The organism is Catenulispora yoronensis (assembly GCF_039531695.1).
GTDB classification, from domain to species: Bacteria; Actinomycetota; Actinomycetes; order Streptomycetales; family Catenulisporaceae; genus Catenulispora; species Catenulispora yoronensis.
Genome location: NZ_BAAAQN010000053.1, coordinates 1 through 25,027 on the forward strand (window position 1 = coordinate 1; position 25,027 = coordinate 25,027).

Annotated in this window: 22 protein-coding genes and 3 pseudogenes; 11 read left to right on the forward strand and 14 right to left on the reverse strand. The window is 70.9% G+C overall.

Translation table 11 applies throughout. The annotated features are described in order from the left end of the window. Positions 1 to 370: 370 nt before the first annotated feature. Positions 371 to 763, forward strand: a complete 393-nt coding sequence (locus ABD481_RS33735) for an SsgA family sporulation/cell division regulator (RefSeq protein ID WP_344669890.1) — start codon at positions 371 to 373, stop codon at positions 761 to 763. A gap of 219 nt (positions 764 to 982) precedes the next feature. Here ABD481_RS33735 and ABD481_RS33740 read toward each other — a convergent pair whose 3' ends face one another. The 3 genes from ABD481_RS33740 to ABD481_RS33750 all read right to left on the reverse strand — a co-directional run bounded on the left by ABD481_RS33740 (position 983) and on the right by ABD481_RS33750 (position 3,460). Beyond that, entirely contained in the window at positions 983 to 1,609 is a 627-nt protein-coding gene (locus tag ABD481_RS33740; RefSeq protein WP_344669891.1) for a hypothetical protein, read from the reverse strand. Positions 1,610 to 1,804: 195 nt separating this feature from the next. Continuing rightward, the gene (locus ABD481_RS33745; RefSeq protein ID WP_344669892.1) at positions 1,805 to 2,857 is read right to left on the reverse strand and encodes an ATP-binding protein; all 1,053 of its coding nucleotides are present in this window, start codon (positions 2,855 to 2,857) and stop codon (positions 1,805 to 1,807) included. Between the two features lie 399 nt (positions 2,858 to 3,256). Further along, a complete protein-coding gene (locus ABD481_RS33750) occupies positions 3,257 to 3,460 on the reverse strand; it encodes a cold-shock protein (RefSeq protein WP_344669893.1) in 204 nt (67 codons plus the stop codon). 1,055 nt (positions 3,461 to 4,515) lie between these two features. Between ABD481_RS33750 and ABD481_RS33755 the strand changes: the two genes are divergently transcribed. Further along, positions 4,516 to 4,842 carry a MerR family transcriptional regulator gene (locus ABD481_RS33755; RefSeq protein WP_425559354.1) on the forward strand — a complete coding sequence of 109 codons (327 nt, stop codon included), beginning with the start codon at positions 4,516 to 4,518 and terminating at the stop codon, positions 4,840 to 4,842. Beyond that, positions 4,839 to 5,609 (forward strand): hypothetical protein, encoded by a 771-nt coding sequence (locus ABD481_RS33760; RefSeq protein ID WP_344669894.1) that lies wholly within the window; start codon positions 4,839 to 4,841, stop codon positions 5,607 to 5,609. The genes ABD481_RS33755 and ABD481_RS33760 overlap by 4 nt, the downstream gene beginning before the upstream one ends. 373 nt (positions 5,610 to 5,982) lie before the next feature. Here ABD481_RS33760 and ABD481_RS33765 read toward each other — a convergent pair whose 3' ends face one another. The 7 genes from ABD481_RS33765 to ABD481_RS33795 all read right to left on the reverse strand — a co-directional run bounded on the left by ABD481_RS33765 (position 5,983) and on the right by ABD481_RS33795 (position 10,953). Further along, positions 5,983 to 6,552, reverse strand: coding sequence for a hypothetical protein (locus ABD481_RS33765; protein ID WP_344669895.1), 570 nt, complete (start codon positions 6,550 to 6,552; stop codon positions 5,983 to 5,985). Positions 6,553 to 6,783: 231 nt separating this feature from the next. Further along, entirely contained in the window at positions 6,784 to 7,014 is a 231-nt protein-coding gene (locus ABD481_RS33770) for a hypothetical protein (RefSeq protein ID WP_344669896.1), read from the reverse strand. Between the two features lie 15 nt (positions 7,015 to 7,029). Further along, positions 7,030 to 7,776, reverse strand: a complete 747-nt coding sequence (locus ABD481_RS33775; RefSeq protein WP_344669897.1) for a GAF and ANTAR domain-containing protein — start codon at positions 7,774 to 7,776, stop codon at positions 7,030 to 7,032. Positions 7,777 to 7,831: 55 nt separating this feature from the next. Beyond that, positions 7,832 to 8,551 (reverse strand): ANTAR domain-containing protein, encoded by a 720-nt coding sequence (locus ABD481_RS33780; protein WP_344669898.1) that lies wholly within the window; start codon positions 8,549 to 8,551, stop codon positions 7,832 to 7,834. Between the two features lie 94 nt (positions 8,552 to 8,645). After that, a complete protein-coding gene (locus tag ABD481_RS33785) occupies positions 8,646 to 8,936 on the reverse strand; it encodes a GlsB/YeaQ/YmgE family stress response membrane protein (protein ID WP_344669899.1) in 291 nt (96 codons plus the stop codon). Between the two features lie 481 nt (positions 8,937 to 9,417). Continuing rightward, entirely contained in the window at positions 9,418 to 10,719 is a 1,302-nt protein-coding gene (locus ABD481_RS33790) for a serine/threonine-protein kinase (RefSeq protein ID WP_425559358.1), read from the reverse strand. 63 nt (positions 10,720 to 10,782) lie between these two features. After that, positions 10,783 to 10,953 (reverse strand): hypothetical protein, encoded by a 171-nt coding sequence (locus ABD481_RS33795; protein ID WP_344669901.1) that lies wholly within the window; start codon positions 10,951 to 10,953, stop codon positions 10,783 to 10,785. Between the two features lie 273 nt (positions 10,954 to 11,226). Here ABD481_RS33795 and ABD481_RS47505 point away from each other — a divergent pair. Then, positions 11,227 to 11,727, forward strand: a pseudogene (locus ABD481_RS47505) (acetate--CoA ligase family protein); the annotation flags it as partial. 99 nt (positions 11,728 to 11,826) lie between these two features. Here ABD481_RS47505 and ABD481_RS47510 read toward each other — a convergent pair. The 4 genes and pseudogenes from ABD481_RS47510 to ABD481_RS33815 all read right to left on the reverse strand — a co-directional run. Further along, positions 11,827 to 12,219, reverse strand: a pseudogene (locus ABD481_RS47510) (universal stress protein); the annotation flags it as partial. An 8-nt stretch (positions 12,220 to 12,227) separates the two neighbouring features. Beyond that, positions 12,228 to 13,172 (reverse strand): M48 family metallopeptidase, encoded by a 945-nt coding sequence (locus tag ABD481_RS33805; protein ID WP_344669903.1) that lies wholly within the window; start codon positions 13,170 to 13,172, stop codon positions 12,228 to 12,230. Between the two features lie 11 nt (positions 13,173 to 13,183). Beyond that, a pseudogene (locus tag ABD481_RS33810) lies at positions 13,184 to 13,633 on the reverse strand (LemA family protein); the annotation flags it as partial. Positions 13,634 to 13,645: 12 nt separating this feature from the next. Continuing rightward, positions 13,646 to 13,771 (reverse strand): hypothetical protein, encoded by a 126-nt coding sequence (locus ABD481_RS33815; RefSeq protein ID WP_344669904.1) that lies wholly within the window; start codon positions 13,769 to 13,771, stop codon positions 13,646 to 13,648. A gap of 744 nt (positions 13,772 to 14,515) precedes the next feature. On the opposite strand from ABD481_RS33815, the gene ABD481_RS33820 reads away from it, so the two are divergent. The 7 genes from ABD481_RS33820 to ABD481_RS33850 are packed head-to-tail and all read left to right on the forward strand — an operon-like array spanning position 14,516 to position 24,976. Then, entirely contained in the window at positions 14,516 to 15,034 is a 519-nt protein-coding gene (locus ABD481_RS33820) for a universal stress protein (RefSeq protein ID WP_344669905.1), read from the forward strand. Positions 15,035 to 15,057: 23 nt separating this feature from the next. After that, on the forward strand, positions 15,058 to 15,522 hold the full coding sequence (locus tag ABD481_RS33825; RefSeq protein WP_344669906.1) for a YflT domain-containing protein: 465 nt from the start codon (positions 15,058 to 15,060) through the stop codon (positions 15,520 to 15,522). 46 nt (positions 15,523 to 15,568) lie between these two features. Continuing rightward, positions 15,569 to 18,388, forward strand: coding sequence for a cation-translocating P-type ATPase (locus tag ABD481_RS33830; RefSeq protein ID WP_344669907.1), 2,820 nt, complete (start codon positions 15,569 to 15,571; stop codon positions 18,386 to 18,388). Between the two features lie 9 nt (positions 18,389 to 18,397). Beyond that, positions 18,398 to 19,213: a slipin family protein gene (locus tag ABD481_RS33835; protein ID WP_344669908.1), complete on the forward strand. Its 816-nt coding sequence runs from the start codon at positions 18,398 to 18,400 to the stop codon at positions 19,211 to 19,213. After that, entirely contained in the window at positions 19,210 to 21,579 is a 2,370-nt protein-coding gene (locus ABD481_RS33840; protein ID WP_344669909.1) for a phosphoketolase family protein, read from the forward strand. The genes ABD481_RS33835 and ABD481_RS33840 overlap by 4 nt, the downstream gene beginning before the upstream one ends. Beyond that, entirely contained in the window at positions 21,576 to 24,227 is a 2,652-nt protein-coding gene (gene mgtA, locus ABD481_RS33845; RefSeq protein WP_344669910.1) for a magnesium-translocating P-type ATPase, read from the forward strand. The genes ABD481_RS33840 and mgtA overlap by 4 nt, the downstream gene beginning before the upstream one ends. Before the next feature lie 38 nt (positions 24,228 to 24,265). Continuing rightward, the gene (locus ABD481_RS33850; protein ID WP_344669911.1) at positions 24,266 to 24,976 is read left to right on the forward strand and encodes a VIT1/CCC1 transporter family protein; all 711 of its coding nucleotides are present in this window, start codon (positions 24,266 to 24,268) and stop codon (positions 24,974 to 24,976) included. Positions 24,977 to 25,027: the final 51 nt, after the last annotated feature.

Here is a 25,027-nt window from a genome sequence, read left to right on the forward strand (position 1 = left end):
GAACACCATCAGGATCGCCCGGGCGCAGGTGAAGCCCGGGTGGGCAGGTCGGTCCCCGGATGGGAAGGTGATTTCCGGTCACACCTCCGAGATCCCCGCAGCCCCGCCTTATCCCCCCCGAGGCGGCCGTGCGGAAAAGTAGGCCGGCGCGTTTCGCCGGTAGGTAGATGGTGTTGAACCCCCGTGGGCCCGGTGCCGCAAGGCACCGGGCCCTTCCACGCCTGCGCCGCACAGCAGGGGCTCGGCCGGCGCGCTGATCGTCTGATGGTCCCGGACCGCATCGGGGTCCAGGCGACCATCGGGGGCTCGGGAGGGGCGTGGCGTGGGAGTGCCGGTATCACGCCGGACGGCAGGAGGGGTGTAGCGCCGTATGCGCGCAGCAGTGATCGAGCGGCAGGTGCAGATGGCGCACGTCCAGACGGCCCGGACGGGCGTCCCGCCCGTCCCGGTCCTGGCCGACCTGCACTGGGCCGCCGCCGCACCGTGGTCGGTCCGGGTCGGGTTCCGCCGGGACGGCGAGCAGGTGTTCTGGAGGTTCGGGCTGGACCTGCTGGCCGCCGGACTGGTCCAGCCGCCCCCGGGCGTCGCCGAGCACGGGCCGATGACGGTCTGGACCGCCGGGGAACAGCGGGAGAGGATCCTGCTGGGCCACGCCCAGGACGTGGACGGGCGTCCGGGCCGGCTGGAGGCCCGGACATCGGATCTGGCCGAGTTCCTGGCCGACGCGCTGCGCGCGATGGCCATCCGGACCGCGGCGGCGTAGGCGCCCCTCGGCCGGCGACGTCCCTGACCGGGCCGCAGGGCACCGGATCGGACCACGCACCCCGAAGGCCGTGCCAGGACGCTCCCCGGGCGACCCGTCGGCAGGCCCGGGCCCCGGGCCCCAGCCCTGCGTCACAGGGCGGACCCGGCGGCCCGCTGATGCCGATGCCGCGGGTACGGCCGTCCCCGCGATCTACATTGCGGGCGTGCGGGACTGCGGTCAGCCCGGCAGGGGCGCGCCGTGGCGGCCGGCGGCGCGTCGGTTGTCGACCGCGGCGGCGGCCCACTGCCCGGGGGCGAGCTGCGTGTCATCGACTGTGGTCCGCAGGTACGCGGCGGCGGACTGGAGCGCCCAGGCGGCCTGGTCGCGCAGGACGGCGGCGAACTGTCCGGAGGCCAGCATGTTGGCCCGGGTCAGGAACCGCGGGTCGAGTTCGCGCGGGGCGGTGTCCTGGGCCAGGTGCAGGTCGTGGGCCAGCAGCCCGGTGCAGGTGTCGTTGACGGCCGAGGCGATCTCGGCGAGGTCGTCGTCGTTCAGAGCGTCGCCGACCTGCCAGCCGCGGGCCAGTATCGCCGCCGCCCCGACGCCCAACAGCTCCCCGAGGTACTCCCCGGCGTTGAAGTGCTCGACCAGCGGCGGGCTCTGGTCGCGGCCGTAGGTCAGTTGCAGGCGCATCGTGGCCTGCGGCGGCAGCGTGGGGTGCAGCATGACGGCGGCGATCTCGCCGAGCACGGTGCGGTCCTCGGTGCTGAGCTGTCGGGCGGAGGATGCCGGGTGATCGGCGGTGCTGTTCACGGGATCGGTCCCCGGCGCTGCGGGGGGTGCGGTGTCGGTGCTGGGGTCCATGGCTGTCAACCTGCTGTCTTTCTCGAAGGCTACGTCGCTGACGTGGTGAGGTATCGCTTCTCGGCAAGTCCGGGACTGGCGCAGTGTGCCTGCCGTGCCGGTGGGCGGCGCCGCGATCGGGCGCGCCGCCCCCGTCTGCCGCCATGACCGGCCGACGGCAGGTCGGCGAGCCCGGTGCGGACTGGGGTCCTGCCCCTACCAGGGTCCGGTGGCCACAACGGCGCAGGCGTCGTCGTGGTACTTGCCGGCGCTGCGCAGCAGGTGGCCGGCGATCACGGCCGGGGAGTGTCCGAGGATCCCGGGAAGGGTGTCCGGGCCCCACCGCCCGGTCAGGCCGTCGGAGTGCAGGACCAGTGCGCTGCCGGCCGGCAGCCGCTGGGTCACGGTGCGCAGGGTGGGCATCCGGCGTCCGGCGATCCCGGGCTGCGCCGGCAGACCGGTCTTGGACGCAGGTGTCACGATCGCGGCGGTGATGTCGCCCACGCCGCAGAACAGCACCCGCGCGGCCTGCGGCTCGACGCGGGCCACGGCCACCGCGGCGCCCCGCGTCCCGGCCAGCCCCTGGTGGACCTCCTGGACAACCTCCTCCGGCGACCGGCCGCGGCCGGTGCGGAAGGCGCGGAGCCCGGCCCGGGACGCCATCTGCGCCAAAGGGCCGTGACCGAGCCCGTCGCAGAGCATCACCAACACCGCCGCCCCTTGCCCGGGCGCCGGCGTGCCGTCGTCCAGGCGCGCCGCCCAGCCATCCCCGCACTCCAGCGCCCCGCTGATGGGCCGGGTCACCCCCTCCACCACGGCCTGCGGCAGATCGTGGCCGGGAACCGGCCGGCCGGCCGCGTCCCGAGCCCAGAACCGGGCCAGCATCACCGTCCCGTGCCCGACAGCGGAGTGCAGATCGAAGACGTCGGCCGAGCGGACAATCGCACCCAGGCCAATGCCCAGGGTTCCGGCCGTCGAGCGGCCGTCGCGCATCGCCGCGGCCACGTCCGCCATCCCCGGCCCGCTGTCCACGGCCAGGAACTCGACCCCGGCGTGCTGCGCGGTCCGCACCACCCGCAGCACGATCGCCCCGGCGACGGCGTGCTTGGCCAGGTTGGACGCGGCCTCCGACACCGCCAGCGCGACCTGGCCGACCCGGTGCCCGTCCAGCCCGACGCGCCCGGCCAGCCGCGCCGCGGCACCACGGGCACCGGACAGGTCGTCGCGGAACCAGGCGACGTCCTCGGCCTCCAGCAACAGGAACCTCACCGCACGAGCCCGCCGGCGCACACCGTGAGCACGCAGCGCTTCGCGCCGGCACTGATGTAGCCCATGACCGTCTCCTCCGTAGTGGAAGGTGCATCGAAGGGGGTCGCGCCAGCCGTGCGTGGGGCCTTGTGCCGCCGGAAGGGTATGGCAACCGCCGCCGCGTCCAACACAGCCGCCCCGGCCGCCCGGGGCGCGCCAGCCACACGGCACAGCCTGCGCTCACCAGCGAGAACTTCAGCAGGACAGTTCGGCCGGCGAGAACCGGAACACGGCCCGCGGCGGGGGCCGCCGCCCGCGCAGTCGGCGAACCCTGATATGCAGGGCCCGATGAACCCCGGAGGGATTCCTGCTTTGCCGGGCCCAACAGACAAGGTCTTCGCGCAGAAAACCGCGGGGAGTTCAGATCGGGCGGATGTTCTCGGCGTGCGGGCCCTTGGCGCTGTGCGCGACCTCGAACTCGACCCGCTGGCCCTCGGTCAGCTCGCCGAAGCCCTCGGCGCTGATGTTCGAGAAGTGGGCGAACACGTCGGGGCCGCCGCCGTCCTGCTCGATGAAACCGAAACCCTTCTCTGCCTTGAACCACTTAACGGTGCCGACAGCCATCTGTGCATCTCCTTGGTGGGGGCCGTGCCGAAACCCGCACTGCGCGCGCTTCGCGCCGCCGCGATGACGACCACCCCGGAAACCGCACCGGGAAAACTAAGATGCGCCTGTCGGCTACAACCGACAGGCGCACACAAGTTCATGGGAACCACAACTGCAACAACTGCGACCGTACCACTCGCGGGAGATCACGGGGCCGGTTTCGATCAGGAGCCGCCCTCGCGTCGCCCGACAACGGCGCCGGGGCCGAGCGCCGACGACGAATCCGGGCACGAACACCGGCCCGGCACGCCGCGACCATCTGACAGGCGACCGCCGTCTGCCATCGCGCCCAGGCACACCGGCGACATGTCACCCGATCGGCCGACCCGAACCGGCCGACCGTCCCCGCGGATCCCGGAACGGCCCGGCCGCGCACAGGAGCTCAGGACGCCCTCATCACGCCTGCTCAGGCCAGATGCGGCAGGCGGCGATCCCCGGCAGGCGGCATGCGCAGAACCCGCTCCAGCGCACCTCAGGCAACCGCTAGCGAAAATCTGTAGCGACTGGAGTAGACATCAGGATGCCTTGTGGGTAGTGTTCCTGTCGTAACCACAGCAGTGAACAGGCGCGGCAGACACGAACTGGCGTGAGAGCAGTGGCAGGACGGCAATGGGGTTCCGGGGCCGGCAGTGCTGGTGGGCGCCGGGGCCGACGGCCGGGCCGATGAGGCCCGGGGCTGCCGGGAAGTACCGCAAGTGCAGTCAGCAGTACCGCAGGTGAAGATGCAGTACCCGTTTGGCAGGACACGAAGAGAAGAGGAGCGAACACCATCAGGATCGCCCGGACAGCGCTTTGGTCCGGGTGGGATGGTCAGACCCCGGATGGGAAGGTGGTCCCCGGTCAGCAGTCCGAGATCCCCGCGCACCCGCCGAAACTCAGGCGGTCACGCGGAAAAGTAGACCGGCGCGTTTCGCCGGCAGGTAGATGGTGTTGATATCCCCCAGGGCCCGGTGCCGTACGGCACCGGGCCCCTCCTCGCGTTCTGCCGCAGAGCAGACTTACAAGAGGTGCATGTGACAGGCAGTACCCGCTCCACCCCGGCCGACCGGCTGGACGACGACGACTACCCGGCCTACACCATGGGCCGGGCCGCCGAGATGATCGGCAGCACCCCCGCGTTCCTGCGCGCCCTGGGCGAGGCCAAGCTGATCGTGCCGCTGCGCTCCGACGGCGGCCACCGCCGCTATTCGCGCTACCAGCTGCGCCTGGCCGCCCGCGCCCGCGAGATGGTCGACGCCGGAACCCCCATCGACGCCGCCTGCCGCATCATCATCCTGGAAGACCAACTCGAAGAGGCCCAACGCCTCAACACCGAACTCCGACGGGACGGCCGGGGATGACCCCGGGCCCGGCCGGACCGCCGACGCCGACGGCGCAGGCGCCGGGCCGCGGGCCGAAGCCGGCCCTCGGCCCCCGGGCAGCGCAAACCACGGTTGCGGACACGGCATTCGCCTACCGGCCGCCGACCCCGGCGGAGCTCGCCGAACTCCGCGGCGCCCTGCTGTCCCACGTGTGGCAGACGGCCTGGCGTCTGGCCGACCGCGACGAGGATTCCCGCCCGCCGGGCCCGGACATCTCCGCCCTGGACCCGGACGAACAGCGCAGCATCCACCTGGCACTGCTCCACGCCGTCGGCGTGACCTGCGCCCTCCTGGAAGGCTTCGAGCAGGACGCCGCACAGCGGGCCGGCAACCTGGGCGCCGGCTACCCGCAGCTGGCCGGAGCCTGGCGGGTCACCAGGCAGGCCGCCCGCCGCCGGTGGCCCCCGCAGTCGGGACCGAGCGAACGACCGCTGCGCCAAGCCCTCGGCGCCCTGGTCGCGCACATCTCCACCTCCCAGGTGCGCAACCCGCGCACCGCCGCACATCTCATCGGGCCGGCCGCCGACGCCGCGACCGCGCTGGCCGGGACAGCCGGCCCGGACCTCGCCGAGGCCGCCGCGCGACTGCTGGCCGCCCCGGTGCCCGGCGCCCAGGACAGCCCAACCATCGGCCCGCTGCTGGCCGACCTCGGCACCGCACTGAGCGCCTACCTGGCCAACGGCATCCCCGGCGCACTACGCGACACCAGCCGGTGGAAACGATTCCTGGCCTCCGACGGCGCGTGAGCGACTACCGGGTGGTTTCCACACGCTTGCGATCACGCCGTACTGCCCACTTCCTCAGGTAGGCCGCCAGCCGGACCAGGAGCGGCCTCGCCGACGCTGGCGTCGACCGCGGGCCCGGTCCCGTGCTGCAGCTGGCGCAGCGCCGTCAGATCGGGCAGCGTGCAGAGCCGTGAGTGGGAGACTCCTGCAGCCCGGGATCCGCCGGGTCTCGCGGTGCCTGCGGCCGTCGACCTCGTCCATGAACACCTCGCAGGCCTCGACCAGACCGGCGAAGTCCTCGAAGACCGGTCGCAGACTCACCGGCATCCGCGGCTTCTTGGTGCGGTGCCGGTGCCGGTGCCGGTGTCGTGCCGGTTCAGGAATGCGGTGGCGGTCACGGTGACCACCCGCCGGCGGCATAACTCACCACGAGGTAGAGGCACCAGGGCAGGAGCCGGTGGGACAGTCGCGACAGCACCGGCACGGACGGTTCCCGGACCGCTGGCGGTGGCTCGGTTCGGGCGGCCGGTGTCGTCGGCTCGCCGTTGCGGGCGATGCACTCCTCGACCCGGTGCTGAATGTTTCGCCAGGCCAGTAGGTCCAGCTCCAGCACAAGGCCTTCGTGGGCCTGCTCGTAGGACCGGGCGGCGGTCCGTTGCGCGGCCAGGGCCTCCTCCAAGGCGGTGTGGGCGGCGGCGATCGGGTGCGGTGCGCGCTCCGCCAGGGTCTGCGCCAGCTGGCGCCGGGTCCCATCGCAGCGTGCTGTCGCCGCAACCAGTGCAGCGTTTGTCTGGTCGCGGTGTGTCACCAGCACCTGGATCCAGGCGTCGCCCACGATCTGCTCGGCGTCGTGCACGGCGTGATCGGCGGGGTCCGGCGGGGGCGGCCGGGGATCGGTGACGCGGGATGCCAGCCGGCGGCCGACCGCGTGGTCCCGGTCTTCGCCGCGTGGGTTGGTGTCCATGGGTGCGCCCTGCGCTTTCGCGAATGAGGGTGCTGACTGCTCGGTGACAGGGCGGCGGCTGGATTCCTGGCCGGGCCTTTCACCTGTTACAGACCGCGCCGGATAACCACGGCGCCGGGGACTGGGGCGTCACAGAACTATGGTCAGAGTAGCGCGGTTCGCCCCGAACCGTAACGGACCGGAGGCTCGGCGCGCATTGTTCACCTGGCCGCCCGCGCGGGCCCGGCCGGACTAGGCGACCAGCAGTGCCGGCGTCGCCGCCGCCAGGAGCGGCGGTATGTCGATCACGCCGACCGGGGCGAGGCCTTTCGCGCTGATCCGGAGGTTGCGGGCGGCGCAGCACTTCCGCCGCAGCCTCGTGGCCGGCGACGTTGGAGGCCCGTGGTCGACTCCGGCGCGCACCACCGGGAACAGGCCGGTGACCAGCAGCACCAGCCGCCAAGGCGGCAGGCCGAAGTGCAAGGCGCTACGCCGCCGCTAGGAAAGGCGGTCTTCGGTGCCGCGTAGCAGGTCCGTGGCTGTCGAGGAGCCGTCGGCGACGTCTCTGGCCAGGTCCGACAGCCGCAGGTTGTGGTTGCGGGCGTGGTCGCGCAGCAGGGTGAACGCCTCGTCGACGCTGATGCGACGGCGTTCGGACAGCACGCCCTTGGCCTGTTCGATCATGATGCGGCTGGTCAGGGCGGCCTGGAGCTGGGCGGCCAGGAGTTCGGCCTGGTGGAGGCTGCGCTGGGACAGGATGCTCATGGTCGCCACGTCCGCCAGTGCCTGGCCGACGCGTACGTCGTCGTCGGTCAGTATCCGGCTGTCGGCGGCGAACAGGTTCAGCGCGCCGATGACCGTCTCGCGCAGGCGCAGCGGCAGGGCGTGGACGGCGACGAACCCGGAGGCTTGGGCGGCCTCGGCGAAGCGGGGCCAGCGCGCGGCGTTGGCGGTGAGGTCGGCGTTGACCACCGGCGTGCCGGTGCGGCAGCAGTCGATGCAGGGCCCGGCATCGGACTGCAGCTCGAACAGCTCCAGCAGCCGGGCGTTCTCGGCGGAGGCCGCGGCAGCGTGCAGGTTGCCGCGCTGGTCGATGAGCATGAGCCCGGCGGCTTCGACGTCCAGCAGCTGCACGCACCGCTCGGCGAGCACATGCAGGAAGTCGATGACGTCGAAGTCGTCGACCAGGGTGTCGGCCACCTCGACGAACGTCTCGACGAGCTGCCGTTCACGGGTCACGGGCATGTCTCAAAGGTAGCCCTGTTTTCCGGTCCCGGACCCCGCCCCACGCAGGTGGTCCTCACCGGTCCTCCTCGTCGAAGCGCAGTCGGCGGGCCACCACGTCGGCGGCGACGTCGGCCAGCAGCAGATCCCGCCCGAAGGCGAAGGCCCGCAGCCGTACCAGGGCCTCGGCCAACGAGACCCCGAGTTGGACGCTGACCATGCCGGTGGCCTGGTGAACCTCGGCGCGGTAGGTCGCAGGCGCGGCCCACCCCGGGCCCGGCTGCCCGTCCAGGCCGGTGTCGGACTGGCTGTGCAGCACGGTGAGGGTGACTGCGTCGGCCAGCGCCAGGGCGTCGGTGACCTGGGCGGCGGGAAGCGGGCCGGCGGCGGCGCGGTGGGCGGTGAGCGTGCCCAGGCTGATCGCCCCGATCCGCAGCGGGAACACGAAGACCGCGTTCACTCCCAGCTGAAGGGCCGCCGGGATGAACGCCGGCCAGCGGGCCGCCGCCGAGGCCAGTTCCGCCGCCAGCACTGGAACCCCCGTGGCCGCGGCGTCCAGGGTCGGGCCCTGTCCGAGCGTGAATTGCAGGTCCTCCAGTTCGGCGCTGACCGCCTGGGCGCCGAAGGCCAGCACTGTACCGGCGGCTCCGGTACCCACCACTGCGCACAGGCCGTCGACGCCCAGCGCGGTCGCCGCCGCGGCGCAGGCCGTCATCGACAGCCCGCCGCCGGTGCTGTTCGGTGTCGAGGTGCGCTCCAGCAACGCCAGCACTATCGCCATCCGGTCGCTGACCACGCCGACACCGCCTTCCCTGTGAGCTGCGCGGATCCACGTCGCCGGTCACCACCGTAGTCCCCGCCCGCCGGCGTTCGCCGACCACCGCGCCGGGTCAGTGGCGCAGGCCGCGCCGCCGGGAGGTGCCCAGGCTGCCGCGGTTGGTGGCCAGTTGGACGACGGCCAGCAGGACGACGGCCCCGGCCAGGGCGGTGACCCAGGTGGAGAGGTTGAAGAAGCCTCGTATGTTGTTGACGTGGAACAGTTTGTCGGCGATCCAGCCGCCGAGCAGCGCCCCGGCGATGCCGATGAGCGTGGTGATGATGGGGCCGTGCGGGCTGCCCATGACTTTGTCGGCGATGAGGCCGACGATCAGTCCGAGCACGATCCAGGCGATGACGCCCATGGGGAACTCCGATGCGACGGGAACCGCCTCATCCGCCGCGCCGCCGGCACATCCGCGAAGCCGAACCGAATCCGGCCCGCACACGAAGACACCCGAACCGTTGCAGCAGATCCGCGATTTGGCGTGGATGCTGGCGCCGCCGGGGTCCGGGGTGACGCTATCAGCCTACTGCTCCCAGCAAGGCCCGACTACAGGCCGGTGCCGTGGATCTCCGTGATGGCCGCCGGTTGCCGCAGGTGGCGCGGGCATTCGCCTCCCGTGCTTCAGCGCCGCCGGAGAGCCATCACGACGAGTACGACGATGACGATCAAGACTACCGTTCCCAGACCTACATACGTGGGCTACTCCTTCTGCTCGCCTGATCCGGACGGCGCGGGGTGCGACGGTCGGCAGCCTTCCGATACCCGTCCCGTCCGGGTCAAACGGCCTCCGTGCCCGTCGCGCTCGGCCGCGGACTGTACCGCTGACCTGGCCGGTGCGCTCATCGGTCCTTACCGTCGCCATGCCCGCCGCCGCCGTGCCTGTGGTGTTTGAGCTTCTTGGTCTTCGTCCCCGAAGCCGCCGGTACCGCCGCTGCCTGGACGACGGCAGAGATCACGGTCGGTGGCGAGCTGCTTGGTGCGGGCGTCGGGGCGGTGGACGGTTGCCGGGGCGCAGGTGGGGCGGTCGACCCGCTGCCGGGGGCCGCCGCCGGCTGGGGACGGGCCACACCGACCGGTGCCCGCACGCCCTGGCTCCCGACACCGGGATCGAACGCGATCACCGCGACCCCCACCGCCGCCAGAACGGCCGCTACGGCCAGGGCCGCCGACAGCCGCCGACCGGATCGCCGCTTGCCGGACGAAGACCGCGCGACGGCGCGAAAGACCCACATCGTCTCCTGATCTGCGCCGAAAGGAGCCGCGGGTTCCGGTAGCGGCGGGATCCGGTTCATGCCGCCGGGGCGGCCGAAGACCGCCGCGCACTGATCAGCGGTCGGACGCTCGGCCGGATCCCACGCCGTCATCTGCTCCAGGATCTGCGACACGCCGCGCGGCAGACCCTGGGGTACCGTCGGGAGGCGATGCAACCGGGCCACCGCCGACTCCGCCGGGCCGCCCGGGTACTCACGCTCGCCGGTCAGGCACTCGATGAGCACCAGCCCCAGGGCGAAGACGTCCGCCGCGGCATCCGCGCGGTCCCCGAGGACCTGCTCGGGAGACAGGTAAGCAGCCGTGCCCACGACGTTCCCGACCGCCGTGGTCCCGGCGGCATCCACTGCCAGGGACACTCCGAAGTCCATCAGGCGAGGAAGACCGTCGGCGTCCAGCAGGATGTTCGACGGCTTCACATCCCGGTGAACCACTCCTGAGGCATGGACGTAGACCAGGGTCTCGGCCATGGCCCGGCCGATGCGCATCGTCTCGGCGAACGCCAGCGGACCGGCGGTGATGAGGCCGCGCAGCGTGGGGCCGGAGATGAGCTCCAGCGCCAGGTAAGGGCCCTGCGGGACATACCCGTAGTCGAAGATTTCCACGAGGCCCGGGTGGTGCAGCCGGGCCAGCAGCCGCGCCTCGACCACGAACCGCCGGGCCAGGTCGGCACTGGTGGCGGCGTCGGCGTCGAGGCGGAACACCTTCAGTGCCACCGGCCGCCGCAGCCGCTCGTCGACCGCCCGGTGGACCGCTGCCCGCCGAACGCCGACACGCCATGGCCGACGAACTCCGGAACGCGCAAGCTGTACGACGCTAGGACCGTGGGTCGGTAGAGAAAACAGCTGGCGAGCGGTCGTGGGCCGGCTGATGGCCGGTCGCGGCTGTTCGTCGGGTGTTGGTGTCGCGGCCCAAGCCTGTCCGGCCCGGCGCGTTCAGAGTTCGGCCAGTTCCTGATTCGCCATGGCGCCCAGACGTCGCTGCTTGGCCTCGAGCACCTCGCGCTCAGCCCGCCAGGCAACGCGCCAGCGCAACTCCCACAGTCTGGGTCGCCGCGCACGCCAGGCATCCATCGCCAGCCGCCAGCACAGGTCCTCCACAGTCACGACCAACAGCGTCGGCGACTGGGCCGCCAGACCCAGCGGGATTTGGAGACCGCACGAGTCAAGGCCGAGATTTCCGGTGCGGCGGAAGGCCCGCGCCGACAGCCGACGACGACGGCGCCGGGCTGAGCGCTTCCCAGCTGTCAGGGAAGTTCCGCTGCGACCGCGCCCGTCCTGCGATCAGCCCTCGAACATCTGGCGGCGAGCGAGGAGATCGATGCGGTCCTGGTGCTGCTGGCGCCGACCGCGCTGACCGACCTCGGACCGGTGCTGACGATGCCCGGTACCCGTCACGGCAAGCCGCTGCTGGCCGTACGGATCGACCAGGCCGCCACCGTCCAGATCATCGGACCCGGCCAGGCGACTGGAGGCGTCCCGTCCTATGCCGATGCCGAGAACGCCGTCCGCGCCCTGGCCCACGCCATCGACTACAGCGCCTGGCTCAGTCGACCGGCCGGCAGCGTCCCGACGTTCCCGGACATCCGCGCGGGCGACGCCGCAGCGCTCGTCGCCGAGTTCTTGCAGGCCAACCCCGAGGGCGGCTGGTTGCCGGCCGTCGCTACTGCCGACCTCCTCGGCTGCTACGGCATCCCGCACGTGAGCACCGTCCTGGCCACCTCCGAGCATGGGGCGCTGGAGGCGGCAGCGGCTGTCGGCGCACCGGTGGCGCTGAAGGCCTACTGGCCGGGCCTGATCCACAAGAGCGACGTCGGGGCAGTCGTCCTCGACCTGGAAGGCATGTGGGCCGTACGCAACGGCTACCAGCGGCTCGCCGCCCGGTTCGAGTACCGCGTCACGGGCGGGACGGTCCTCCCCGCGGATGACGATGACCGGGCAGGTGACGCCGGCGAGCGCGCGCAGGGACACCGAGCCGACCAGCAGCCCGTCGAAGCCGCCTCGGCCGCGGTTGCCCACGACCAGGAGTTCGGCGTCGCGGCAGGCCTCGGCCAGGGCCGCGGCGGCGTGACCGGCGACGGCCCGGGTCTCGACGCTCATCCCCGGGTGGCCGGCCTGCACGAGGCCGGCGGCCTCCTCCAGGAGGGTCTCGGATGCCTCGTGGCACGCCTTCTGGGAGAGATCGGGCTGTGCGGACAGCTGGCCGGCGATCGGCCACTGGTAGGCGTGGACGATGCGCAGTCCGGTGCCGCGGGCGGCGGCCTCACGGGCGGCTTCGGCCAGGGCCCGATCGCTGGACGGGGTGTGGTCGTAGCCGACGACGACGGTGCGGTTCATGGTGATGTCCTTTGATTCCGTGGTTCCGGCGGGCATGGTCGGATTCAGACCGTCAGGCCCTGGGTCATGCGTTCCAGCGCGGCGATGCGGTCGGCGATCGGCGGGTGGGTGTCGAACAGCCGATGCATCCGGCCGGCGTGGTGCTGAAGCGGGTCGTCGATGCACATCGCCGCCGTGGCGTGGTTGGTGTGTGCCAGCGGGGTGTCGTTGGCCTGCAGTTTGCGCAGGGCGCTGAGCAGTCCGGCCGGATTGCGGGACAGTTCCACGCCGCTGGCGTCGGCCAGGGACTCCCGGCGCCGGGACAGCGCCAGGCGGATCACCGGGCCCAGGACGAAGCCGACGACGGACAGCAACGCCCCGGCGGCGAAGACCAGCAGCATCAGCTGGGCGCCGTTGAGGCCGCGGGACCGCATGAAGAACGCGCTGCGCCAGACGAGCCCGGCCAGCAGTGCGGCCAAGCCGATCAGGGTGCTGACGACCAGCAGCAGGCGCGTGTCGTAGTTCTTGATGTGGCTCATCTCGTGGGAAAGGACGCCTTCGAGCTCCTCGCGGTCCATCATCGCCAGCAGCCCGGTGGTGACGGTCACCGCGGACCGGCCCGGGTTCATACCGGTGGCGAACGCGTTCGGCGAAGGATCCTCCACCACGTAGACGGCCGGCGTCGGCAGGCCGTCGCCAAGGGCGAGGGCCTCGACCAGGCCGTGAAGCTGCGCATACTGCTTCCGGTCGGCAGGTTTGGCGCCGGCCACCGACAGGACCAGCCGCGAGCCGGACCGCAGCGTGAACGCGATGCCGGCGGCGGCGATGAAGGCCGCGAGGGTGACTCCGAAGACGATGTCACCGACTGCGGAGCCACTGCCGGCTGTCGGCTGCGACGCCGTGACGGCGAACAGCTCGCCGACGATCGCCCCGATCCCCAGCCAGGCCAGGAAGAACAGGCCGATGTAGATGATCGTGCGGCGCTTGTTGCGGGCGATCTGCTCGTACACGGCCCGCCGCCTCAGCCACTCGACGGCCGCGCGGCGGCGGTGAAGTCGACAGTCGGGTTTTCCTTGTCGGCGGCGTCGGTCTGGAAGAACTCGAACGCATGGAATCCGAACGGCGAGGCGAGCAGGGTCCTGGGGAACGACTGCATCGCGGTGTTGAAGTCCCGGGCGCTGGTGTTGTAGTAGCGGCGGGCGTACTCGAGTTTGTCCTCAGTGGCGGCCAGCTGCTCCTGCAGCGCCAGGAACCCCTTCTGCGCGCGCAGCGCGGGGTAGTTCTCGGCGACCGCGAACAGCGAACGCAGGGAACTGCTCAGCGCGTTCTCCGCCGCCGCCACGGTGCCCGGGTCCGCCCCGGATCCGGCCCTGATCGCCGAGGCGCGGGACGCGGTGACAGCCTCCAGGGTTCCGCTCTCGTGGGCGGCGTAGCCCTTCACGGTGGCCACGAGGTTCGGGATCAGGTCGTGGCGGCGTTTGAGTTACACGTCGATCTGCGACCAGGCCTCGCTGGTCCGGTTACGCTTCCTGACCAGGCTGTTGAATCCGGCCATGCCACCGAGCGCCATGAATACGACGATGGCGATGAGGACGACGGCAACGAGCATGAGCGTTCACTCCCTCGTGTCGCGCGGGCATTCAGACCCCGCAGCGGCAGCACGAAGGTTGGCGAACGCTCCAGTGGGGGTGCCGAGGTCTGCCTGTTCTTCGTAGCTGAGAGCGACCGGGCGCTTTGGCACACAGCTGCCGCCGGCATCGGCGGATGCTCTGGATGGTCTTCCTCCGCCCCTATGCCCGGACTACACGGATCAAACATGCGATTCGCGGCAGGAAAGGCAGCGTCGGACCACGGACGGCTCGCTGGCAGCATCCGACAGCCCACCGTCGGCGGCGGATACACGGGGTCGCCGGCAGCGTAGGATGGAGTTGTCGCTCAAGTCCCCGGTGACCTTTGACCCGTCACCATCTCTTGGCGCACCGACAACGCTCGGTGCCGTGACTGAGTAGGCCTGTGGTAGTCGGCGACAGCTCCGACCATCCCACTCGTGATCTGAACGCTGCCGTATCAGCGGTTGCGCCGCTCAGTTCGACCTCACCCGCAGGTGTCCACCTGCGGGACCTGAACCGTGAGCAACGCGCCAGAACGTGAGCGCACCCATCGACATCGCCGAAGCCCTCCTCGCGGGCTTCAACGCAACGCGTCCCCGCTCACCGGCAAGTACCGGCGTCGTGGCGGCTGCGAGCGATCCGCCGACGAATACGGCGCTGCCCATCTGGATGACCGATCGAGCACAACGCCAGCTCCGGCGGGCCTTTGCACCGCCGACTGCGACAACAACAGGGAGACAGGCATGACAGACCAGACCAGCAGCGAAGCCCCGCGCATCGTCGTCGGAATCGACGGCTCACAGGGCTCGAAGACCGCACTCGCCTGGGCCGTGGCCGAGGCCCGGCTCGCCGGAACCACGGTCGAGGCCGTCACCGCCTGGCAGGACCCGATCCGGACCGGCTACGGATTCGCCTACGGCTGGTCCGCCGCATCGATGGACGACGGTGGCATGCGCATCGCCGCCGAGAAGACGCTCGACGCCACCATCACCGAGGTCTCCGCCATGCAGGACCACCCGGTCGAAGTCCACGCCCGCGTGGTCCAAGGCCACCCGGCCGAAGCGCTCCTGGCATCGGCGGCCACCGCGCGCCTCCTCGTGGTCGGGACCCGCGGCCACAGCGCCTTCGCCGGGATGCTGCTCGGCTCGGTCAGCCAGCACTGCACCCAGCACGCCCCGTGCCCGGTCGTCGTCGTCCCCCCGACGTCCGACCAGACCGCACCGCACGCCTCGAGCCTCGACGACGCCTGGAGCCAGTCATGATGACCAACGGCACATCGGCAAGCATGAGAAACACCCTCGCGCGAGCTGCGGGCGAGCAGATGTCGCTGGGCTCCTACCCGACCTACGTCCAGGCACAGAGCGTCGTCGAAGCCCTCGCCGAGCAGCGCTTCGAAGTCGAGCAGACCCAGATCATCGGCAGCGACCTGCGGATGGTCGAGCAGGTCACCGGACGGCTCACCTGGCCTCGGGTCCTGATCTCCGGCGTGGTCGGCGGTGCGTGGTTCGGCATCTTCGTCGGCCTGCTCCTCAACATCCTGACCACCGCGTCCTTCGGCCGGGCGATGTCCTTCGGCCTGACCTGGGGCGTGATCTTCGGCGGCGTCTTCGCCGCGGTCGGCTACGGCCTGACCGCCGGCCGCCGCGACTTCGCGTCCAGGAGCGCCATCATCCCCGGCCGGTTCGAGGTCCTGGTGACCGCGGACCACGCCGATCACGCCCGCACCGTCCTGGCCGACTCACCTCGCTGACCCGTCCGATGCTCTGCACGGTTTGCAACTCTTCAGGAGAGCAGTGATGACCGCTACCGAGACAGCACCCGTCGACAGCACGGCCTTGCCCGACAGGGCCGAAAGCGTCGATGAGCGTCAGCCGCTGGCCGAGCTGTTCCGGGACCTGCGGACATCGCCGTCGGGGCTGTCGGAACGGGAGACCGCGCGGCGGCGGCTGGTCTACGGTGCCAACGAGCTGACCCGGCGCGGCGGCCGGCGATGGCCGCGGGAACTGCTCGATCAGTTCACCCAGCCGTTGGCGATCCTGCTGGCAGTGGCGGCGGTGCTCGCGTGGGTCGGCGGCACGCCGGCGCTGTCGATCGCGGTCGTGGCCGTGATCCTGCTCAACGCCGGGTTCGCGTTCGTGCAGGAGATGCAGGCCGAGCGCGCGGTGGAGGCCCTTGCGGCCTTCCTACCGGCCACCGCCCTGGTCGTCCGCGACGGGGTACGCGGCGAGGTCAAAGCCCGCGACCTGGTGCCCGGCGACGTCCTGATCGTCGCCGAGGGCGACCGGGTCAGCGCGGACGCGCGGATCATCGACGGGGACGTGCTGCTGGACCTGTCCTCACTGACCGGCGAATCGCTGCCGGTCAGCCGCTCCGCGCAGGCCGCGGCCGAGGCCGGATCCCTGCTGGAGGCACACGACCTGGTCTTCAGCGGCTCCACCTGCACCGGCGGCGAGGCGACCACGGTGGTGACCCGTACCGGCATGCACACCGAGCTGGGACGCATCGCCGCGTTGTCCCAGCGGGTGACCACAGAACGCAGCCCCCTGGAACGCCAGGTCCGCCGGGCGACCTGGATCATCGCCGTGGTCGCGGTGGCGATGGGCGCGGCGTTCCTGCCGGCCGGGCTCGCCGCCGGCCTGGGCTGGACTGCGGCGATCAGCTTCTCGATCGGCCTGATCGTGGCGAACGTCCCCGAGGGCCTGCTCCCGACGATCACCTTGGCCCTCGCCGCCGGGGTGCGGGAACTCGCGCGTCACGGGGCTGTCGTCAAACGTCTGTCGGCGGTGGAGACGCTCGGGTCGACCACCGTGATCTGCACCGACAAGACCGGGACCCTCACCGAGAACCGCATGCGGGTCACCCGGTTGTGGCTGACCGGCCAGGAGATCGACGCCACGGCCCCCGCCACGGCCAACGATCCGCGGGCCCGGGCCCGGGTCCTGGCCTCGGCGGCGGCGGCCTGCACGACGGCCGAGGCACCCAGCGATTCCCAACCACACGGCACCGGCGATCCGACCGAACTCGCCCTGCTGCGCCTGGCCGACGAGTTGGGCGTCCCCACCACCCCGGCCGAGCGGAAAAAGAACCGTCGTGCGGTGTTCCACTTCGACGCGCGCCTGAAGCGGATGTCGACCCTCGACACCGGCGGAGACGCAGTCGGCGACGGCGATGCGGCCACGGTGCATACCAAGGGTGCGCTGGAGACCGTGCTGCCCGGCTGCAACCGGTTCCTGGACGCCGACGGCGCGGCGCAGACGTTGAACGCCGAGGCCCGACTGGCCCTCCAGCAGGCACAGGACCGCTATGCGGCCAGCGGCCTGCGGGTCCTGGCGGTCGCCCAGCGCGCTCTGGAACCCGGGCAGTCAATACCGGACGACCGGGAGGACGCCGAGTCCGGACTGACCCTGATCGGCCTGGTCGCGATGGCCGATCCGCCCCGGAAAGGCGTCGCCGACGCGGTCGCCCGAGCCCATCAGGCCGGGATGCGGATCCATGTGGTCACCGGCGACTACGGACCCACCGCGGCCGAGATCGCCCGGCAGATCGGCATAGGCGGCAAGAACGGCCGCATCGTCACCGGCGCGGAACTGGACCGTCTGACCGATGCCGAACTGGACGCGGTCCTGTCCGGCGACGGCGAGATCGTGTTCGCCCGCACGTCGCCGGAGGCCAAGCTGCGGATCTGCGAGGCGCTGCGCGCCCGCGGTGAGGTGGTGGCGATGACCGGCGACGGTGTCAACGACGCTCCCGCGCTGCGCCATGCCGACATCGGCGTCGCCATGGGCCGCTCCGGAACCGACGTCGCACGGGAGGCCGCGACGATGGTGCTGACCGACGACGACTTCGCCACCATCGTCGTCGCGGTGGACGCCGGCCGCCGGGTGTTCGACAACGTCCGCAAGTTCGTGCTCTACATCTTCGCCCACGCCGTCCCCGAGGTCGTGCCGTTCCTCGTGTTCGCCCTGTCCGGCGGCGCGGTGCCGCTGCCGTTGAGCGTCCTGCAGATCCTCGCGGTCGACCTGGGCACCGAGACACTCCCGGCCCTGGCCCTGGGCCGTGAGCCGGCCGAGCCCGGCCTGATGGACCGACCGCCCAGGTCGCGCACCGCAGGCGTCATCGACCGCGCACTCCTCTTCCGCGCCTGGGCCCTGCTGGGATCTGTCTCGGCGGCGCTGGTGATGGGAGCGTTCTTCTTCACCCTGTGGCGAGCCGGATGGCATTCCGGCGACCCGACCGGAGGCGGCACGCCGCTGCACCACGCCTACCTCCAGGCCACGACGATCACCTTCGCCGGCATCGTCGCCTGCCAGATCGGCACGGCCTTCGCCGCCCGCACCGACCGCGCCTCGCTGTTCACCATCGGCCTGCGGTCCAACCCCCTGCTGCTGTGGGGCATCGCCTTCGAGCTGGTCTTCACCGCGGCGGTCATCTACGCCCCGCCGGCCCAGCACGTATTCGGTACCGCGGCCCTGAGCCCGGCGCAGCTGGCCGTCATCGCACCGTTCCCGGTCATCGTGTGGGGCGTCGACGAACTGGTCCGCTGGTTCCGCCGAAGCCGGACCGCACCCGTCGCCGTCCCCGTCCCCGACCGGCTCGTTCCCTCCGTTTCCACATAAGGACTGCTCATGGTGTTCGCCTGGATCGTCGTCATCCTCATCGCACTGGCGGTGCTGTACCTGGCGCTCGCCGTCAAAGTCGTCAAGCAGTACGAACAGGCCGTCCTGTTCCGCCTCGGGCGCGTCGTCGGCGTCAAGGGCGCCGGCCTGAAGGTCATCGTCCCGGTCATCGACATCTTGCACCGGGTGAGCCTGCGGATCGTCACCATGCCCATCCAGTCCCAGGGCATCATCACCCGCGACAACGTCAGCGTCGACGTCTCGGCCGTCGCCTACTACCGCGTCGTGGACGCCGAGAAGTCGGTGGTCGCCATCGAGAACGTGCAGTCGGCCATCAACCAGATCGCCCAGACCACGCTGCGCAAGGTCGTGGGTCAGCACACGCTGGACGAGACCCTGTCGGAGACGGACCGGATCAACGTCAACATCCAGGAGATCCTCGACGTCGCCACCGTCGAGTGGGGCGTGGTGGTCACCTTGGTCGAGCTGAAGGACATCCAGCTGCCGGACAGCATGAAGCGGGCCATGGCCCGCCAGGCCGAGGCCGAGCGGGAGAAGCGCGCGAAGATCATCGCCGCCGAGGGAGAGGCGCTGGCCGCCGACGCGCTGGGCACCGCCGCGGACATCATGATGGCCCATCCGCTGGCGCTCCAGCTGCGCAACCTGCAGAGCCTGGTCGAGATCGGCGTTGACAAGAACACCACCGTCGTCTTCCCCGCGCCGCTCATGAGCACCATCGGTGAACTCGGCTCCTTCCTCGCCCGCGAGGCCGCGTCGGCGACCCCGGCCGCGTCGGCGAAGCCGAGTCAGGATGTTGCCGAATGATCCCCGCGACCCGGTCCACGGAACTCCTGGACGCCATGGACGCCTACTGGCGCGCCGCCAACTACCTCTCGGTCGGCCAGCTCTACCTCTACGACAACCCCCTGCTGCGACGTCCGCTGGAACTGTCCCACGTCAAACCCCTGGTGGTCGGGCACTGGGGCACCACGCCGGGCCAGAACTTCATCTACGTCCACCTGAACCGGGCCATCAAGGAACACGACCTGGACATGATCTACATCGCCGGCCCCGGGCACGGCGGCCCGGCGCTGGTGGCCAACACCTACCTGGAAGGCAGCTACAGCGAGGTCTACCCCGACGTCAGCCAGGACGAGGCGGGGCTCAAGCGGCTGTTCACCCAGTTCTCGTTCCCCGGCGGGATCTCCAGCCACGTCGCGCCGACAACACCGGGGTCGATCCACGAAGGCGGGGAGCTGGGCTACTCCCTGAGTCACGCCTTCGGGGCGGTGTTCGACAACCCGGAGCTGATCGTCGCCTGCGTCGTCGGCGACGGGGAGGCCGAGACCGGTCCGCTGGCGACTGCCTGGCACTCCACCAAGTTCCTCGATCCGGTCGGGGACGGCGCGGTGCTGCCGATCCTGCACCTGAACGGCTACAAGATCAGCAACCCGACGATCCTGGCGCGGATCGAGCACGAGGAACTGGAGCAGTTCTTCCGCGGCTGCGGCTGGGAACCGCTGTTCGTCGAAGGCGACGATCCACGGGAGATGCACCGATTGATGGCCACCGCCGTGGATAACGCGGTGGAGGGCATCCGGCGGATCCAGCGTACGGCCCGCGACACCGGAGACCGGACCCGCCCGCGGTGGCCGATGATCGTCCTGCGGTCGCCCAAGGGCTGGACCGGCCCGAAGACCGTCGACGGACTGCCGAACGAGGGCACGTTCCGCTCGCACCAGGTCCCCGTGCTTGTGGACGCCGGGCACCCCGAACACCTTGCGGTGCTCGAGGAATGGATGCGCGGCTACCGGCCGGAGCAGCTGTTCGACGAGTCCGGCCGACTGATCCCCGAGCTGGCCGAACTCGCGCCCAAGGGCGACGGGCGGATGGGCGCCAATCCCCATGCCAACGGCGGGCTGCTGCTGCGCGACCTCCGGATGCCGGACTTCCGCGCGCACGGCGTCGCAGTGCCCGCGCCCGGTGCTGTCGACGCCCAGGACACGGCAGTTCTGGGCCGGTTCCTCAGGAGCGTGATCGCCCTCAACGCCGACCGCCGGAACTTCCGCCTCTTCGGCCCGGACGAGACCCTGTCCAACCTTCTGGGAGCCGTGTTCGAGGTGACCGACCGGCAGTGGAATGCGCGGACCCTGCCGAACGACGAGTTCCTCGCGCCGTCCGGGCGCGTGCTGGACTCGATGCTCAGCGAGCACCAGAGCCAGGGCTGGCTGGAGGGCTACCTGCTCACCGGCCGCCACGGCCTGTTCAACTGCTACGAGGCGTTCGTCCACATCGTCGACTCGATGTTCAACCAGCACGCCAAGTGGCTGAAGGTCACCGCCGGGCTGCCGTGGCGGCGTCCCGTCGCCTCGCTGAACTATCTGCTCACCTCGCACGTCTGGCAGCAGGACCACAACGGCTTCACCCACCAGGACCCGGGCTTCCTGGACCACGTCGTCAACAAGAAGGCCGACGTCGTGCGCGTCTACCTGCCCCCGGACGCCAACACCCTGCTGTCGGTCTTCGACCACTGCCTGCGCAGCCGGAACTATGTCAACGTCGTCGTCGCCGGCAAGCGCGCGATGCCCCAGTGGCTGTCGATCGAGGACGCGGCCGAGCACTGCAAGCGGGGTGCCGGGGTCTGGCAGTGGGCGAGCAACGACCAGGACGCCGAGCCCGACGTGGTCCTGGCCTGCTGCGGGGACACGCCGACCCTGGAGGTGCTCGCGGCCGTGTCGATCCTGCGCGAACATCTGCCCGACCTGCGAGTCCGTGTGGTGAATGTCGTCGACCTGATGAAGCTCCAGCCCGCGGCCAGCCATCCGCACGGCCTCACCGAGGCGGAGTACGACTCCATGTTCACCCGGGACAAGCACATCATCTTCGCCTTCCACGGCTACCCCTGGCTCATCCACCGGCTCACCTACAGCCGCACCAACCGCAACCTGCACGTGCGCGGCTACGTCGAGGAGGGCACCATCACCACGCCCTTCGACATGCGGGTGCAGAACGGCCTGGACCGCTTCCACCTCGTCCAGGACGTCATCGACCGGGTACCCGGCCTCGGGGATCGGGGCGAGTACCTCAGGCAGCTGATGCAGGACAAGCTCGTCGAGCACGACCGGTACATCGACCTGCACGGCCTGGACCTGCCGGAGATCCTGAACTGGACCTGGGAGGCGACCCGATGACGACCACCGCCCCGACGCTGTCCGTCGACTCCGTGCACGGTGCCGTCTCCGCGGCGGCGTCACCGGCCGACGACGTGCTGCGCGCCCTCGGCGTATCCGCAGACCAGGGCCTGTCCGGTGCGGAGGTCGCCCGGCGGCAGGCCGAGTACGGCCCGAACGCCGTGGCCTCGCACAAGGCCCGTGCCTTGGCGGTGCTCTGGCACCAGCTGCGCTCACCGCTACTCGGTCTGCTGATGGCCGCGGCGGTCGTGTCCTTCCTGGTCGGGGAACGCAGCGACGCCGTCATCATCGGCGTGATCGTCGCCGTGTCGGTCGGGCTCGGGTTCGTCAACGAGTTCCGGGCGGAGAAGGCCGCCGAGGCCCTGCACTCCCAGATCCATCACGAGACCGTGGTCCTGCGCGACGGACGGGCGGTCGAGGTGGACGTCACGGCCTTGGTGCCCGGCGACGTCGTCGAGCTGCGGCTCGGCGACGTCGTCCCGGCCGACCTGCGGCTGTTGGCCGTCACCGGCCTGGAATGCGACGAGTCGGTCCTGACCGGTGAATCGCTGCCCGTGGACAAGAACCCCGATCCGGTACCCGCCGGGACGCCGCTGGCCGAGCTGGCCGGCTGCGCGCTGATGGGCACCGTGGTCCACGGTGGCAGCGGCCGCGGGGTCGTGGTGTCGACCGGGCCGCGTACCGAGTTCGGCAAGATCGCCGCCGGGCTGGACACCCACCCGCTGGACACCGAGTTCCAGGTCGGGCTCCGCAAGTTCTCGATGCTCTTGGTCTATGTGGCCGGCGCGCTGACCACGACGATCTTCGTGATGAACGTGGTGCTGCACAAACCGATCATCGACGCGCTGCTGTTCTCCCTGGCCATCGCGGTCGGCATCACCCCGCAGCTGCTGCCCGCGGTCGTCTCCACGTCCCTGGCCGCCGGATCACGCCGAATGAGCAAGCGGAAGGTCCTGGTCAAACGCCTGGTGTGCATCGAGGACCTCGGCGACGTCGACATGCTGTTCACCGACAAGACCGGCACCCTGACCGCAGGAAAGATCGACTTCGGGCGCGCTGTTCCAGTCGTCTCCGGCGACGAAGCGGACGCCGCGCAAGGGGTCGTGCTGCGCTGGGCGCTGTTGTGCACCGAGAACTCGGCGGCCGACGGACAGGCCGTGGGCGGGAACCCGCTCGACCAGGCCCTGTGGCAATCCTCTGCCGCCGAGGCCCAGCGGCCCGGACTGGCCGACTACACGCGCCTGGCGACGCTGCCCTTCGACCACGAACGCCGTATGGCATCGACTCTGGTCCGGGACGCCACCGGGCAGGCGACCATCATCACCAAGGGAGCGCCTGAGAGCGTCCTGGACCGCTGCCTGGATGTGCCGGACGCGGCGCGCAAGGCATTGGAGAAGGAGTTCTCCGCAGGCAACCGCGTCGTCGCGGTCGCCACCCGCCACGCCGGCGACTCGCGCCAGATGACACCCGACGACGAGAAGGGTCTGGCCCTCGTCGGCCTGCTGGTCTTCCTGGACCCGCCGAAGCAGGACGCCGCCGGGGCGCTGCGCCGCCTGGCCGACCTCGGCATCGCCGTGAAGGTCGTCACCGGCGACAACGCCGCCGTCGCGCTGAAAGTCTGCCGCGATCTGGGCCTCGGCAGCGGCAACGCGTTGACCGGCGCGGACATCGAGAAGCTCGACGACACCCAGCTCGCCGCGGCGATCGCGAACACCACCGTGTTCGCCCGGGTCAGCCCCGAGGACAAGGCCCGGATCGTGCGCGTCCAGCGCCTGTCCGGCGGCGGGGTCGCGTTCCTCGGCGACGGCGTCAACGACGCCCTCGCGCTGCACGCCGCCGACGTCGGCATCTCCGTGGACTCCGCGACCGACGTCGCCAAGGACGCTGCCGACGTGATCCTGCTGGAGAAGGACCTCGACGTGCTCGCCGACGGCGTCGCCGAAGGCCGGCGGATCTTCGCCAACACCGTCAAGTACGTGCTGATGGGCACGTCCAGCAACTTCGGGAACATGGCCTCCGCCGCCGGTGCGTCGCTGTTCCTGTCGTTCCTGCCGATGCTGCCGTCCCAGATCCTGCTCAACAACCTGCTCTACGACACCAGCCAGCTCGCCATCCCCACCGACAACGTCGACGAGGAGCAGCTGCGCCGGCCCTCGCACTGGGACATCGGCTTCATCCGCCGCTTCATGATCTACTTCGGGCCGCTCAGCTCGGTGTTCGACTTCCTCACCTTCGCCGTCATGCTCTGGGTCTTCCACTCCGGCCCCGCCCAGTTCCGCTCCGGCTGGTTCGTCGAATCCCTGGCCACCCAGACCCTGGTGATCTTCGCGATCCGCACCCGGCGCATCCCGTTCTTCCGCAGCCATCCCAGCCTGCCGCTGACCCTGGCCGCACTCGCAGTCGTGGCCATCGGTGCGGCGCTTCCGGCCACGCCGCTGGCCCACACCCTCGGTTTCCAGCCGCTGCCGGTCGCCTACTTCGCTGCCCTGGCCGGGATGGTCGTCGGCTATCTCGTCCTGATCGAGATCGGCAAGAAGGTCTTCTACCGGGTCGCTGCCACCAGCGCCCCGACGGCACCGTCGGACAAGAAGCGCCGTCACCTGCTGCGGCGCGCCGCGCGGTTCAGCACCGCCACGCGCGCCGGTTAGGCACCTGTCGACCATGACTCAATGGACCGATGACTCAGATGGGTGATGACACTGTGGACCGGGCGGCCTCGGGCGGCGGGAGCAGTGCCAGCCGGACGAGCGAGGCGCATCTGGCTGTCGGGAGGGGGCGGCTGAACCAGGTGCGGGCGGGAGTGCTGGGTGCCGACGACGGCGTCGTGTCGGTGGCGGGCATCGTCATCGGCGTGGCCGGGGCGACGTCCGCCCGAGGCCCGATCTTCACCGCCGGGCTCGCCGGACTCGTCGCGGGCGCGGTGTCGATGGCACTGGGCGAATACATGTCGGTCAGCAGCCAGCGCGACAGCGAGACGGCCCAAGTCGAGCAGGAACGCCGGGAACTGGCCGAGGCACCCGAACAGGAACTGGCCGAGCTGGCCGCGATGCACCGGGCCAAAGGTCTGACAGCCGCCACAGCGACCCTGGTCGCCGGCGAGCTGACCGAACACGATGCGCTGGCCGCGCATCTGGACACCGAGCTGCGCCTGGATCCGGCCGATATCGCCAAGCCAGTGCAGGCCGCCGCCGTCTCGGCGGCCTCGTTCACTCTGGGCGCGCTGCTGCCGCTGCTGTCCATCCTGTTGTCCCCGCAGGCCTGGCGAGTGCCGGTCACCTTCGCTGCGGCGCTGGCCGCGCTCGCGATCGCCGGGGTGGTCAGCGCCCGCATCGGCGGAGCTCTCGGCCTCACCTTGACCTACGCCATAGGTCACCTGGTCGGCACCGTCATCAGGTAGCGCCTGGGCCGCAGAGCCGTGCGGATCGGACCAGCAACGCCGTCGGCTGAA